Source organism: Pseudomonas sp. 20-5, from assembly GCF_056782835.1.
This window is the reverse complement of record NZ_CM165584.1, coordinates 4,115,092-4,128,109: the sequence shown is the minus strand read 5'-3', so window position 1 is coordinate 4,128,109 and position 13,018 is coordinate 4,115,092. Positions and strand designations below refer to the sequence as shown.

Annotated in this window: 11 protein-coding genes; 4 read left to right on the top strand and 7 right to left on the bottom strand. The window is 68.3% G+C overall.

The window, feature by feature from the left end:
* Nucleotides 1-8 precede the first annotated feature (8 nt).
* The gene (locus AC1RB9_RS18950) at nt 9-1,937 is read left to right on the top strand and encodes a DNA/RNA non-specific endonuclease (protein WP_003116047.1); all 1,929 of its coding nucleotides are present in this window, start codon (nt 9-11) and stop codon (nt 1,935-1,937) included.
* Between the two features lie 3 nt (nt 1,938-1,940).
* Here the strand turns inward: AC1RB9_RS18950 and AC1RB9_RS18945 are convergent, their stop codons facing one another.
* Nucleotides 1,941-2,849 carry a LysR family transcriptional regulator gene (locus AC1RB9_RS18945; RefSeq protein WP_003112374.1) on the bottom strand — a complete coding sequence of 303 codons (909 nt, stop codon included), beginning with the start codon at nt 2,847-2,849 and terminating at the stop codon, nt 1,941-1,943.
* A gap of 84 nt (nt 2,850-2,933) precedes the next feature.
* Between AC1RB9_RS18945 and AC1RB9_RS18940 the strand changes: the two genes are divergently transcribed.
* Both AC1RB9_RS18940 and AC1RB9_RS18935 read left to right on the top strand, forming a co-directional pair.
* A complete protein-coding gene (locus AC1RB9_RS18940) occupies nt 2,934-3,365 on the top strand; it encodes a GlcG/HbpS family heme-binding protein (RefSeq protein WP_003082743.1) in 432 nt (143 codons plus the stop codon).
* A gap of 5 nt (nt 3,366-3,370) precedes the next feature.
* Nucleotides 3,371-4,150 (top strand): SDR family oxidoreductase, encoded by a 780-nt coding sequence (locus AC1RB9_RS18935; RefSeq protein WP_003112376.1) that lies wholly within the window; start codon nt 3,371-3,373, stop codon nt 4,148-4,150.
* Between the two features lie 55 nt (nt 4,151-4,205).
* Here the strand turns inward: AC1RB9_RS18935 and AC1RB9_RS18930 are convergent, their stop codons facing one another.
* A complete protein-coding gene (locus AC1RB9_RS18930) occupies nt 4,206-5,753 on the bottom strand; it encodes a TerC family protein (protein WP_003449508.1) in 1,548 nt (515 codons plus the stop codon).
* A 325-nt stretch (nt 5,754-6,078) separates the two neighbouring features.
* On the opposite strand from AC1RB9_RS18930, the gene AC1RB9_RS18925 reads away from it, so the two are divergent.
* Nucleotides 6,079-6,702, top strand: coding sequence for a class I SAM-dependent DNA methyltransferase (locus AC1RB9_RS18925; RefSeq protein WP_003449511.1), 624 nt, complete (start codon nt 6,079-6,081; stop codon nt 6,700-6,702).
* A gap of 5 nt (nt 6,703-6,707) precedes the next feature.
* On the opposite strand, the gene AC1RB9_RS18920 is transcribed toward AC1RB9_RS18925, so the two are convergent.
* From AC1RB9_RS18920 to AC1RB9_RS18900, 5 genes are all read right to left on the bottom strand, one after another.
* Nucleotides 6,708-6,914 (bottom strand): hypothetical protein, encoded by a 207-nt coding sequence (locus AC1RB9_RS18920; protein WP_003086874.1) that lies wholly within the window; start codon nt 6,912-6,914, stop codon nt 6,708-6,710.
* A 194-nt stretch (nt 6,915-7,108) separates the two neighbouring features.
* Nucleotides 7,109-8,221 (bottom strand): alkene reductase, encoded by a 1,113-nt coding sequence (locus AC1RB9_RS18915; protein ID WP_003449515.1) that lies wholly within the window; start codon nt 8,219-8,221, stop codon nt 7,109-7,111.
* A 328-nt stretch (nt 8,222-8,549) separates the two neighbouring features.
* A complete protein-coding gene (gene aauR / locus AC1RB9_RS18910) occupies nt 8,550-9,875 on the bottom strand; it encodes a two-component response regulator AauR (RefSeq protein ID WP_003104097.1) in 1,326 nt (441 codons plus the stop codon).
* Nucleotides 9,872-11,773 carry a sensor histidine kinase gene (locus AC1RB9_RS18905; RefSeq protein ID WP_003115580.1) on the bottom strand — a complete coding sequence of 634 codons (1,902 nt, stop codon included), beginning with the start codon at nt 11,771-11,773 and terminating at the stop codon, nt 9,872-9,874. The genes aauR and AC1RB9_RS18905 overlap by 4 nt, the downstream gene beginning before the upstream one ends.
* A gap of 95 nt (nt 11,774-11,868) precedes the next feature.
* Entirely contained in the window at nt 11,869-12,957 is a 1,089-nt protein-coding gene (locus AC1RB9_RS18900) for an asparaginase (protein WP_003104093.1), read from the bottom strand.
* Nucleotides 12,958-13,018: the final 61 nt, after the last annotated feature.

The following is a 13,018-nucleotide window of genomic DNA, read 5'->3' as shown; positions in this document are numbered from 1 at the left end:
ACATGGCCATGCGCAAGCGCAACCCCCGGCGGGCCACGCCGGAAGAACTGCGGGTCTGCTCGGTACTGAAGGAAAAGGGCACCCGCGAGGAACTCGCCCACCTCGCCGCCCGCGGTGAGTGGAGCAACGTGCCGGCGTACAACGCCAGCCGCGAGCAGATCGCCGACCACTTGGGCAAGAGCGTGTCGCCGGAATCCGACGCCTCGTTCTTCGACTCGCGGCGCTTCAGCGAGGCGATCGTCCTGCTCAAGAGCCGGCCGGTGCTGCTGGTGAAGAACGGTATCTTCGACGAAGCGCCGCTGGCCGGCCTGGAGCAGCGCCTGAAGAAGCATCGCGCCGCGCTGGCCACGCCGATCCGCTCGGTCGGTCGGCTGGAACTGATCGACCACGACAGCATGGACTGGTGCGGTACCGGCTGGCGCATCGAGGACGACCTGATCGTCACCAACCGGCATGTCGCCAGCCTGTTCGCCGAGCGCCAGGGCAGCCTGTTCCGCTTCCGTCTCAACCAGGCCGGCAAGCAGGTGCGCACCCGCGTGGACTTCCGCGAGGAATACCGCCAGCCGGAAAGCGACGAGCATGTGATCGCGCGGGTCCTGTGGATCGCCCCGGACGTCTCCGAGGCGCCGGACATGGCGATCCTCCAGGTAGTGAAGGGCGACCTGCTGCCGCCGCCGCTGGTCCTCGCGCGCCAGGATGCCGAGCCGCGCCAGGCGGTGGCGGTGGTCGGCTATCCGGCGCGCGACAGCCGCAACGACGCCGGGGCGATGGAAGATATCTTCGGCAACATCTACGACGTCAAGCGCTTCGCTCCCGGCGAAGTCGTGGGATTGCCCCATGACGCCTGGTACCTGACCCACGACTGCTCGACCCTGGGCGGCAATTCCGGCTCGGCGGTGCTTTCGATCGACGGCGGCGAGGTGGTCGGCCTGCACTTCGGCGGCCAGTTCCGCAAGACCAACTATGCGGTGAAGGCCAGCGTGATCCGCAGCCTGCTGGCGCGTCGCGCCTGGGTGCCGGTGGCCGGGGCGGAGCTGAAGCGCGGCGTGCCGCGCTTCCAGGAAAAGCAGCGCAGCGTCGCCGACCTGGCCGAGCGCAAGGGTTTCGACGAGGCCTTCCTCGGGCCGAAGGCGGCCTTGCCCAAGCCGGGCAAGAGCCACCAGGTGCTGCCGGTGGGCAAGGGCACGCGCCTGGACTATCTGCATTTCTCGGTGGTGATGAGCGCCAGCCGGCGCTTGCCGATCCTCACCGCGGTGAATATCGACGGCGCGCTCAAGCGTTCGCTCAAGCGCAAGGATTCCTGGGGCTTCGACCCGCGCATCGAGGCGGCCGCGCAGGTCGGACACAAGGACTTCTACGGCCCGGCTTCGTTCGACAAGGGCCACATGGTGCGTCGCGAGGATCCCGGCTGGGGCGACAGCGATGCCGTCGCCCGGCAGGCTGAGGACGACACCTTCGTCTACACCAACGCGGTGCCCCAGGTGGCGCAGCTCAACCAGCGCAGCTGGCTGTCGCTGGAGGACTACGTGCTGCAGAACGCCAGGAGCGAGGGCTTCCGCATCTCGGTGTTCACCGGCCCGGTGTTCCGCGACGACGATCCGCTCTACCAGGGCGTGCAGGTGCCGCTGGAGTTCTGGAAGGTGGTGGCGATGATCGACGCCGACAGCGGCGAACTGGGAGTGTCCGCCTACCTGCTGGGGCAGGAAGGGATGATGCCCAGCGAAGGCTTCCGCTACGGTGCGTTCAAGACCTACCAGGTGCCGTTGGCGAAGGTCGAGGCCAGCGCCGACCTGCGTTTCTCCAGCGCCCTGCGCAAGGCCGACGTGCTCGCCGGCACGCCGCTGGAGGAGGCGCTGGAAAGCGGTCGCTTCATCGAGATCGACGGACCGGACGACCTCCTGCTGAGCCGGCCGGGGCCGGCCGGCAAGGGCCGCTGAGGTTCAGGCCGGCTGCCGCCACTCGCGTAGCAGTTCGATGAAGGCGCGCAGCTTGGCCGGTACGTGGCGGCGGTTCAGGTAATACAGCCACATCGGCGGCAGCGGCAGGCAACTGCCAGGCAGCACTTCCACCAGGCGCCCGGCGGCGAGGTCCGCGGCGACCCGCTCGCGGATGAATGCCTGGGCGATCCCTGCGCCGGCGCGGGCCGCCTCGATGATCGCCTCGGTGTCGGTGCTGACGAAGCGTGCCGGCAGGTCCACTTCCAGTTCCCGCCCGTCTTCCCGCAAGCGCCACTTGTGCAGGCGGCCGCTGCGCGGGAAACGGAAGCGCACGGCGGCATGCCCATCGAGGTCGGCGACGCTGGCCGGCGTACCGTACTCGGCGAGGTAGGCCGGAGTGGCCACCAGCAGGCACGCCAGCGGCGCTGTCAGTTGCACCCCGACCATGCCCGGCTGCAGGGCGTCGGCCAGGCGGATGCCGGCATCCAGTCGTTCCCTGACGATATCCACCAACTGGTCCTCGTAGCGGATCTCCAGTTGTACCTTCGGGTAGCGTCGCACGAACTCGTTGAGCATCGGTGCGATCACCAGGTTCTTCGCCAGGTGCAGGGCGCTGATGCGCAGCTGCCCGGAGGGTTCCGCGAGGCTTTCGCCGAGCGCTTCGCGGGCGCGCACCAGGTCGCGGTAGGGCTGTTCGGTCTGTTCGTGGTAGCGCTGCCCGGCCTCGCTCAGGCTGACCCCGCGGGTGGTGCGGTGGAACAGCTTGAGACGCAGCTCGGCTTCCAGTTGGTTGATCGCCTGGCTCACCGCTGCCGGCGTCACCCCGAGCAGGGCGGCGGCGCGGGTGAAGCTGCCGGTGTCGGCGACCTGCCTGAAGACATGCAGGCCGGCGAGGGGATCGCGTCGATTCATTGTTAGAAAAACTTGAAAGTCTACGTAGGAGAAGGCCGGTTCTGTTAAAGCTTCGACCTTTCTAGACTGGCCCGCAAGCACTCGATGAGGACGCCGGCCATGTCTACCCACCTGTCTCTGCAACATGCCCAACGCTGCATCGCGGCGGCCATTGCCGAAGCGCAGCGGCAGCGCCTGGCGGTCTGCGTCGCGGTGGTCGACGCCCATGCCAACCTGCTGGCGTTCGTACGGATGGACGATAGCGTTCCCGGTGCCATCGACCTGGCCCAGCGCAAGGCGCGCAGCGCCGCGCTGTTCCGCCTGCCCAGCGGTGAGCTGGGCCGACTCGCCGGGCCGGGCCAGCCGTTGTGGAGCATCGAGCAGAGCAACGGCGGGCTGGCCTGCTTCGCCGGCGGCATGCCGCTGGGCGATGCCGGCGGTTCCTGCCTGGGTGGCGTCGGCGTCTCCGGCGCCAGCGCGGCCCAGGACCAATCCATCGCCGAGGCCGCCGTGGCTATGGCAACAATCCAGAGGTAATCGAGATGAAACAGAAGCGAATCCTGGTGACCGGGGCCGGCAGCGGCTTCGGTCGGGAAGTGGCGTTGCGCCTGGCCGCCCGCGGCCATCGGACGATCGCCGGCGTGCGCGGCGCCGGGCAGGCCGCCGACCTGCGCGAAGAGGCCGGGCGACGTGGCGTCCCGCTGCGGGTGGAAACCCTCGACATCACCGTCGCCGCCGATCGCGAACGCGCCTGGGAATGGGATATCGACGTGCTGCTGAACAACGCCGGCAGCGCCGAGGCCGGGGCCAGCGCGGAGATCCCGCTGGAACTGGTGCGCGCGCTGTTCGAGACCAACGTGTTCGCCAACCTGGAACTGACCCAGGGTTTCGTCCGGCGCATGGTCGAGCAGAAGCGTGGCGGCAAGGTGCTCTTCGTGTCGTCCATCGCCGGCCTGATCACCGGACCCTATACCGGCCCCTACTGCGCCTCCAAGCATGCCCTGGAGGCCTTCGCCGAGGCCCTGCATGCCGAACTGAAGCCGTTCGGCATCCAGGTTGGCACCATCAATCCCGGCCCGTACCAGACCGGCTTCAACGATCGCATGATGGAAACCTGGAAACGCTGGTACGACCCGCAGCGCCACTTCACCGACCACAGCGGCGTGCGCTTTCCCTTCGAGCAGTACGATCCGGAGGAAATGATCGCGCGGATGGTCGAGCTGGCCGAGGCTGACGAAGGCCCGTTCCGCACCCTGTTGCCGCAAGCTTTCGTCGAGGTGGTGAAGGACGAGCAGGCGCAGGCCTGGCAGCGCCGCCTGTAGCGGTCTGCCGCTGCGCCGGGGAGGACGGCGGCCGGATCGGCGGCCGCCGCTTCGCTCAGCCCCTGCGCAGCAGGACCCGGGTCACCCGGCGTTCTTCCACTTCCACCACCCGCAGTTCCCAGTCCTGCCACTGCAGGCGGTCGCCGATCACCGGCAGGCGGTCGAGCAGGCTCATCACCAGCCCGGCGAGGGTCTGGTAGTCCTCCGTGGCGTGCGCGTCGAACCCCACGCGTCGACGCACCTGGCTGAGGTTCATGGCACCGCTGACCAGGTAGCCGTCGTTCTCCTCGACTACGTCCGGACCGTCGATCTCGCTGGCGTCGGGCAGCTCGCCGGCGATGGATTCGAGAATGTCGGTCAGGGTCAGCAGGCCGATGAATTCGCCGAACTCGTTGACCACGAAGGCCACGTGGGTCGAGGCCTCGCGCATCTGCTCCAGGGCATTGAGGATCGAGCAGTCCTGCAACAGGTTGAGCGGCTGGCGGGCCAGGCTTTCCAGGTCCGGCTGGGCGCCGGCGAGCAGCTCCTTGAGCAGTTCCTTCTTGTGCACGTAGCCCAGCGGCTCCTCGACGCGCCCGTCGCGCACCAGCGGCAGGCGCGAGTAGGACGATTCGAGCAGCGCCGCGCGGATCGCCTCGCGGCCGCTGTCGAGGTCGATGCAGTCGACCTCGGCGCGTACCGTCATCAGGCTGCGGATGGGCTTCTCGGCCAATTGCAGCACGCCGCTGATCATCACCCGCTCGCGGCGGTCGAAGACCACCTGGTCGTCGCCCTCCTCGAACAGGTCGGCGACTTCCTCGCCGACCTCGTCGGCCTCCAGGCGCTGGCCGCCGAGCAGGCGCAGCACCGCATGGGCGGTACGCGCGCGCAGCGGGCGGTGGCCCTGCAGGCTCTTCTTGCGGCGCTTGCGGGCGACCTGGTTGAACACCTCGATGAGGATCGAGAAGCCGATGGCCGCGTACAGGTAGCCTTTCGGGATATGGAAGCCCAGGCCCTCGGCGGTCAGGCTGAAGCCGATCATCATCAGGAAGCCCAGGCACAGCATGATCACCGTCGGGTGACGATTGACGAAGCGGGTCAGCGGCTTGCTGGCGACGATCATCAGGCCGATGGAGACGATCACCGCGATCATCATCACTTCCAGGTGCTCGACCATGCCCACCGCGGTGATCACCGCGTCGAGCGAGAACACCGCGTCGAGCACCACGATCTGCGCGACGATCGGCCAGAACAGCGCGTAGGTCTTGTTGCCGGCGTGCTGGGCGACATGGCCTTCGAGGCGTTCGTGCAGCTCCATGGTGGCCTTGAACAGCAGGAACACGCCACCGAACAGCATGATCAGGTCGCGGCCGGAGAAGCTCTTGCCGAATACCTCGAACAGCGGCTCGGTGAGGGTCACCATCCACGAGATGCTCGCCAGCAGGCCCAGGCGCATCAGCAGCGCCAGCGACAGGCCGAGGACCCGGGCGCGGTCGCGCAGGTGCGGCGGCAGCTTGTCGGCGAGGATCGCGATGAACACCAGGTTGTCGATGCCGAGGACGATCTCCAGCACGATCAGGGTCGCCAGGCCGAGCCAGGCAGTCGGGTCAGCTATCCATTCCATGTGCGCTTACCTCCCGGTCCGGCTGGCCGTCGCGCTGGCGCGACGCTGCACGGCGCGGCTGCGGCAGCCGGCGGTGACGGAGGGGGACGAGGCGAGGGATTCGGCGTCGAGGGGCGGACGCAGGTGGCGAAGGCGAAGCGGGGAGGGTTGTCCGGAAGGACGACTGGGGGGCTCCGAAAGGGTGGTCATGATGGCCATTGAGAGTCAAAGGGAAGTCGATCCTACTGTGTCGCGGGCCCTCGCCACAGCGGGAAACTATTACAAAACCTTAGGCGAAACCCGTGCCGGCGCTAGACTGGGCGGAACCCCGCCACTGCGAGCAGACATGAGCACCGAGGATTTCGACGCGATCACCGCCACCACCCTGGCCGACTACCAGCGCAACGCCGAAGGCTTCCGCGAGGGCACCCGCGGCCATGACGTGAGCCAGAACGTCGAGGCGCTGCTGCGCCATATCGACGGGTCGCCGCCGTACCGGATCCTCGATTTCGGCTGCGGTCCCGGGCGCGACCTGGCCACCTTCCGCCGCCTCGGCCACCAGCCGGTGGGACTCGAAGGCACGCCGCGCTTCGTCGAGATGGCCAGGGCCGACAGCGGTTGCGAGGTATGGCAACAGAATTTCCTGGCGCTGCGACTGCCGGCCGGGCACTTCGACGGCATCTTCGCCAACGCCAGCCTGTTCCATGTGCCCGGCAGCGCCTTGCCGCGGGTGCTCGGCGAACTCTTCGAAGCGCTGCGGCCGGGCGGCGTGCTGTTCAGCTCCAACCCGCGCGGCGACAACCGCGAGGGCTGGAATGGCCAACGCTACGGTGCCTACCACGATTACCCGGCCTGGAAACGCCTACTGGAGGAAGCCGGTTTCGTCGAGCTGGAGCACTACTACCGGCCGCCGGGCCTGCCGCGCGAGCAGCAGCCCTGGCTGGCGAGCGTCTGGCGGCGCCCCGTCTGAAGGCGCTAGAGGGTCTGCCGGTGCGGCGTGCCGAGCACGCTGCGGTACTGGTCGAGGCGCTTCGGCGAGAGGTCGCTGCGTTCCAGGCTGTCGAGGGCGTAGGACTTGATTTCGGCGTCGCTGTAGGGGCGCTCGACGCTGCGCGGCGGGTTGGCGCAACCGGCCAGGACGACCAGGCTGGCGGCCAGGGAGACGATCAGGGACTTGCTCATGGCGGATTCCTCGAAATGTTCCTCGATGCTATCGGTGGTCCCCCCTGTCCAGGAAATCAGGCCTATTAATAATGAATATCTGGCGAATTGAGTCTAGGTCCCGCCAGCCGTGGGTTCTAGTCGACCAAAGGCGAGGTTGTGGCGGCATGTTTCGCCAACCGGCCGCGCGCTCGCGGTCCGGTCGGCTAGGGGGTTCAACCGGCCGCCTGCGGCAGGCTCGGGTAGTCGGTGTAGCCGGCGGCGCCGCCACCGAAGTAGGTCGAGCGGTCGCCGTCGGCCAGCGCCAGGTCGTGCTCCAGGCGGTAGGGCAGGTCGGGGTTGGCGATGAACGGCCGGCCGAAGCCGATCAGGTCGGCCCAGCCCCTGGCCAGGGCTTCCTCGGCGCGCGCCTTGGTGTACATGCCGGAGTAGATCAGGCTGCCACGGTAGACGATGCGCAACGCTTCCTTGAACGCCGCCGGCATGGCCGGGGCGTCTTCCCAGTCGGCCTCGGCGATGTGGATGTAGGCCACGCGGATCTCGTCGAGTAGCCGCGCCGCGGCCAGGTAGGTGGCTTGCGGGGTGTCGTCGACCGCGCCCTGCAGGGTGGTCAGCGGCGCCAGGCGCACGCCGATGCGCTCCCTGCCGACCACCGCGGTGACCGCCTCGGCGACTTCGCGGAGGAAGCGCAGGCGGTTCTCCAGCGAGCCGCCGTATTGGTCGTTGCGCGCATTGGCCTGGGAGTCGATGAACTGGTTGATCAGGTAGCCGTTGGCGCCGTGCAGTTCGACCCCGTCGAAGCCGGCGTCGAGGGCGTTGCGTGCGGCCTGGGCATAGTCGGCGACGATCTCCCGGATTTCCTCCACTGCCAGTGCGCGCGGCGCCGAGTGCTGGACCATCTCGCCGCCGCCAGCCTGCGCTCCGCGGCCCTGGGGATCGACGAAGACCTTCACGCCTTCGGCCACCAGCGCCGAGGAGGACACCGGGGCGGCGTTGCCCGGTTGCAGCGAGGTGTGCGAGACCCTGCCGACGTGCCAGAGCTGGGCGAAGATGCGCCCGCCGGCGGCGTGCACCGCGTCGGTGACCTGGCGCCAGCCGGCGACCTGCTCGGCGCTGTGGATGCCCGGTGTCCAGGCGTAGCCCTGGCCCTGCCGGCTGATCTGGGTGCCTTCGGAAACAATCAGGCCGGCGCCGGCGCGCTGGCTGTAGTACTCGGCCATCAGCGCGGTGGCGACTTCGCCACTGGCGGCGCGGGAACGGGTCATCGGCGGCATGACGATGCGATTGGGGAGGGTCAGGTGGCCAAGGGCATAGGGGCTGAACAGCATGATGGCGATCTCGCTCGTGAGGCCGGCCGCGGCGCGGCGTACTGGAAGAAGGTGGGCGCATTATTGGCGGAACGATTCGTGCGAAAAACCGCTGCCGGGGAAAATGACACTTGAGTTCAATTCATGAATGCCCGGATAGCGCGTTCCCCACACCGGCGGGTAGGGCGCACCGAGGGAGGAGGAATGGCCTATGACGCGCTGCGTCAGGCGGGTAGGGCGAATAACGCCCCCGGCGTTATCCGCCGAGCGGAATCGCAGGCGGGTGAGAAATGTCGGATGAAGCATCGCGCCCTGCGCCAGGCGGGCAGGGCGAAGAGGGCGCTCCGGCCTATTGCAGGCCGTACTTCTTCACCTTGTCGAACAGCGTGGTCTTGGCCATGCCCAGGTCCTGGCTGGCCTGGGTCAGGTTGCCGTGGTGGCGGGCCAGGGCGTCGCCGAGCAGGGCCTTCTCGAATGCCTCCACCGCTTCGGCGAAGCGCGGGCCGCCGGTCTGTACGGCCTGGCCGCCCTTGTTGAACACCGGCAGGCCGAGGGCGAAGCGTTCGGCGACGTTGCGCAGTTCGCGTACATTGCCCGGCCAGTCGTGGGCCATCAGGCTGGCCACGGTGGCACGGTCGAGTTCCGGCGCGGGGCGGTCGAAGCGCAGCGAGGACTGCTGGAGGAAGTGTTCGAAGAGCAGCAGGATGTCCTCGCGGCGGTCGCGCAGCGCCGGCAGTTCCAGGCTCACCACGTTGAGCCGGTAGTAGAGGTCGCTGCGGAACTGGCCGCTCTTGCCCATGGCGGCGAGGTCTGCCTTGGTCGCCGCGATCACCCGGCAGTCCACCGGGATCGACTGGTTCGAGCCGAGGCGTTCCAGGGTGTGTTCCTGCAACACCCGCAGCAGCTTGATCTGCAGGTTGACCGGCATGCTCTCGATCTCGTCGAGGAACAGCGTGCCGCCGTTGGCATGCTCGATCTTGCCGATCCGCCGCTTGTTGGCACCGGTGAAGGCGTGCGCCTCGTGGCCGAATATCTCGCTGTCGAACAGGTTCTCCGGCAGGCCGCCGCAGTTCAGCGCGACGAAGGCATGCTGGTGGCGCCGGCTATAGTCGTGGAGGCAACGCGCCACCAGCTCCTTGCCGGTGCCGGTCTCGCCGAGGATCAGCACGTTGGCCGAGGTGTCGCCGACGTTGGCGATCAGCTCGCGCAACGCCTGGATCGCCGGCGAGCGGCCGATGATCCGTTGCGCCAGGTCCTGGCGGCCGGCCAACTGGCGACGCAGCGCGCTGACCTCGCGGGCCAGCCCGCGCTGCTCCAGGGCGCGGCGGGCGACCTCGACCAGGCGTTCCGGAGAGAAGGGCTTCTCCATGAAGTCGTAGGCGCCGGCGTGCATCGCCTGTACCGCCATGGAGATGTCGCCGTGACCGGTGATCAGCACCACCGGCAGGCTCGGGTCGAGGGACTTGAGACGCTCCAGCAGGGTCAGGCCGTCGATGCCGGGCAGGCGGATGTCGCTGACGACGATGCCGGCGAAGTCGCGGTCGACCCGTTGCAGCGCCTCCTCGGCGCTGCCGACGCCGATGCAGGGGATGTCCTCCAGCTCCAGCGCCTGCTGGCAGCCGAGCAAGACATGCGGATCGTCTTCGACGATCAGGACGGAAAGCGGCTCGTTCATCGGGCGGGACTCGCAGTCGGGGAATCGGGAACCAGGGACAGGCTCAGCTCGAAGGCGGTTCCGCCGCTTTCGGGGTGCTGCACGCTGAGGCTGCCGCCGGCGGCGGTGGCCAGGCTGGCCGAGAGGGTCAGGCCGAGGCCCAGGCCATGTTCGCCGGGCTTGGTGGTGAAGAAGGGTTCGAACAGGTGGACGCGCGCCGCCGGCGGGATACCGGGGCCGTTGTCGCGCACGCGCAGGACGTAGCGCTCCTCCTCGCGCCGGCCTTCCAGCCAGAGCTGGCGGTCGGCCTGCCCGCTCATGGCGTCGAGGGCGTTGGCCAGCAGGTTGACCAGGATCTGTTCCAGGCGGGTCTGGTCGATGCCCAGGCGCACGTCGTCGAAATGCCGGTGCAGGGTCGGCGGGTCCTGCTCCAGGCGCCCGTGCAGGATCAGCAGCGCCGCGTCCACCGCCTTGGCCAGGCTGGCCTGGCCGGCGTCGTCGCTGCGTCGGGCGAAGGCACGCAGGCTGGCGGTGATGCGGCCCATGCGGTCGACCAGTTCGTTGATGGTGGCGAGGTTGGTGCTGGCGGTCTCCAGCTTGCCGCGCTGGAGGAAGCGCACGGTGTTGCCGGACAGCGTACGCAGCGCCGCCAGCGGTTGGTTGAGTTCGTGGGCGATGCTGGTGGACATCTGCCCGATCACCGCCAGCTTGCCGGCCTGGACCAGTTCGTCCTGGGCCTTGCGCAGGGTGTCCTCGGCCTGCTGGCGCTCGTGGATCTCGGCGGTCAGGCGTGCGTTGCTGGCCTGCAGGTCGGCGGTACGTTCGGCGATCTTCACTTCCAGCTCGCCGTTGGCCCGTTGCAGCGCCTCGCGCGCGGCGAGGCGGGTGGCGAGTACCTTGCGCCGCTCGTTCCAGGCGATCAGCAGGAATGCCAGGAGGGCGAAACCGATGGCGGCCAGCATGCCGTTGCGCACCGCGTCGCGGCGCAGGTCTTCCAGCGGGCTGAGCAGGGTCAGGTTCCACGGTGTGTCGTTCAGCGCGCGGGTCTGCGCCAGGTAGGTGACCGCTTCGCCGCGCGGATGCTGCTCATCGGCGGGGAAGCTGAGCTTCTCCACACCGGCGGCCAGCGGCTCGCGCTGCAGCGGTTGCCACTCGTTCAGCGCCCACCAGTAGTACTGCATGCTGCGCGCCAGGCGCTCCTTGTCGTCGGCGCTCAGGGAGCGCACCGCCTTCAGGCGCAGGGCGGGGTTGCTGGAGAGGATGATGATGCCGTTCTCGTCGCTGACGAAGGCTTCCAGGCGCGCCTTCTCCCAGCGTTCCTCGAGGGCGTCCATCTTCACCTTGACCACCGCCACGCCGATGATCCGGCCGCCGTGGACCAGGCCGTGGGCCAGGTAGTAGCCCGGCTCGCCGCGGGTGCTGCCGATGCCGTAGAAGCGGCCCGGCTTGCCCTTCATCGCGTCCTGCCAGTAGGCGCGGAACGACAGGTCCTCGCCGAGGTAGCTGTCCGGGTCGCTCCAGTTGCTGGTGGCCAGGACCCGGCCGTTGGTGTCCAGCAGGTACACCGCGCGGCTGCCGGCGCGGCGGTTGAGGCCTTCGAGGTAGGCGTTGACCTGGTTGCGCCGGTATGGCGTCGGGTCGGTGAGCAGGTGACTGACGCTGCGCTCCAGCTCCAGCAGGCTGGGCAGGTAGGTGTACTTGCTGATCTCGCTCTCGACCGTCCGCGCATGCAGCTCCAGCTGGCGTTCGCCATTCTCGGCGAGGGCACGGATGCCGGCGCTCTCGCTGATCCGGTAGCCGCCGTAGCCGAAGCCGAGCATCAGCAGGAGCAGGGGAATGGGGAGCAGCAACTGGCGGACGAGGCGGGGCTTCACGGTCAGTGACGGAGGTACGCTGCAGGGCGGGTCGGGGGATTCCATCACAGTCGTCGCGGCTAGGCCAGCCCGCCGCCACGATGGGCGGCGGAGCGGGCGGTTTTCCGGCACGGCCGGCAGGCGGCGCCGGAAGGGTTCACTCAGTATTCCCAGAAGATCCGTTGCAGCTCCTTGCTGTCCTGGGTCTTGGTCATCGCGACCGCGGCCAGGATGCGCGCCTTCTGCGGGTTCAGGTCGTGGGCGACGATCCAGTCGTTCTTGTCGTCCGGCTGCTCGGCGTTGCGCAGGACGAAGCCGCCGGCATTGACGTGCGAGGAGCGGATGATCTGCACGCCCTGCTTGCGCAGTTCCTGCAGGGTCGGCACCACGCGCGCGGGCACCGAGCCGTTGCCGGTGCCGGCATGGATGATCGCCTTGGCGCCGGCCTGGGCCAGGGCCTTGTAGGCGGTGTCGCTGACGTTGCCGTAGCTGTAGGCGATTTCCACCGGAGCCAGCGCGGAGATCTGCTTGATGTCGAACTCGGAGTTCACCGTGTGCCGCTTCACCGGTGCGCGGAACCAGTAGCTCTTGCCTTCGACCACCATGCCCAGCGGGCCCCACGGGCTCTTGAACGCTTCGGTCTTGATGTTGACCATCTTGCTCGCGTCGCGGCCGGAGAGGATCTCGTCGTTCATGGTGATCAGCACGCCCTTGCCGCGTGCCGACTTGTCGCCGGCCACCGCCACGGCGTTGTACAGGTTGAGCATGCCGTCGGCGGACATCGCGGTGCCCGGGCGCATCGAGCCGACCACCACGATAGGCTTCTCGGTGTGCTCGACCAGGGTCAGGAAGTAGGCGGTCTCTTCCAGGGTGTCGGTACCGTGGGTGATCACGATGCCGTCGACGTCGTCGCTATCGGCCAGCTTGGCGACGGTCTTGCCCAGTTCCAGCAGGTTCTCGTTGGTGAAGCTTTCCGAGGCGATCTGGAACACCTGTTCGCCGCGGACGTTGGCGATGTCCTTGAGCTGCGGCACGCTGGCCAGCAACTGGTCGACCGGCACCTTGGCGGCGGTGTAGGTGGCGCTGTTGGCGGCGCTGGCGCCGGCGCCGGCGATGGTGCCGCCGGTGGCCAGGATGACCACGTTGGACAGTTTCTGTTGCGGTGCGACTTCCTTGGCCTGGGCGGCCTGCGGCAGCAGGAGCATCAGGGCCATAACACCGGGGGCGAACGCGTGGAGCAATGGCTTCATGGCGATATCTCGTGTCGGTAGGTTGGTAGGGTTATCGTCGTTGCACGCAATCAGGCGCGGG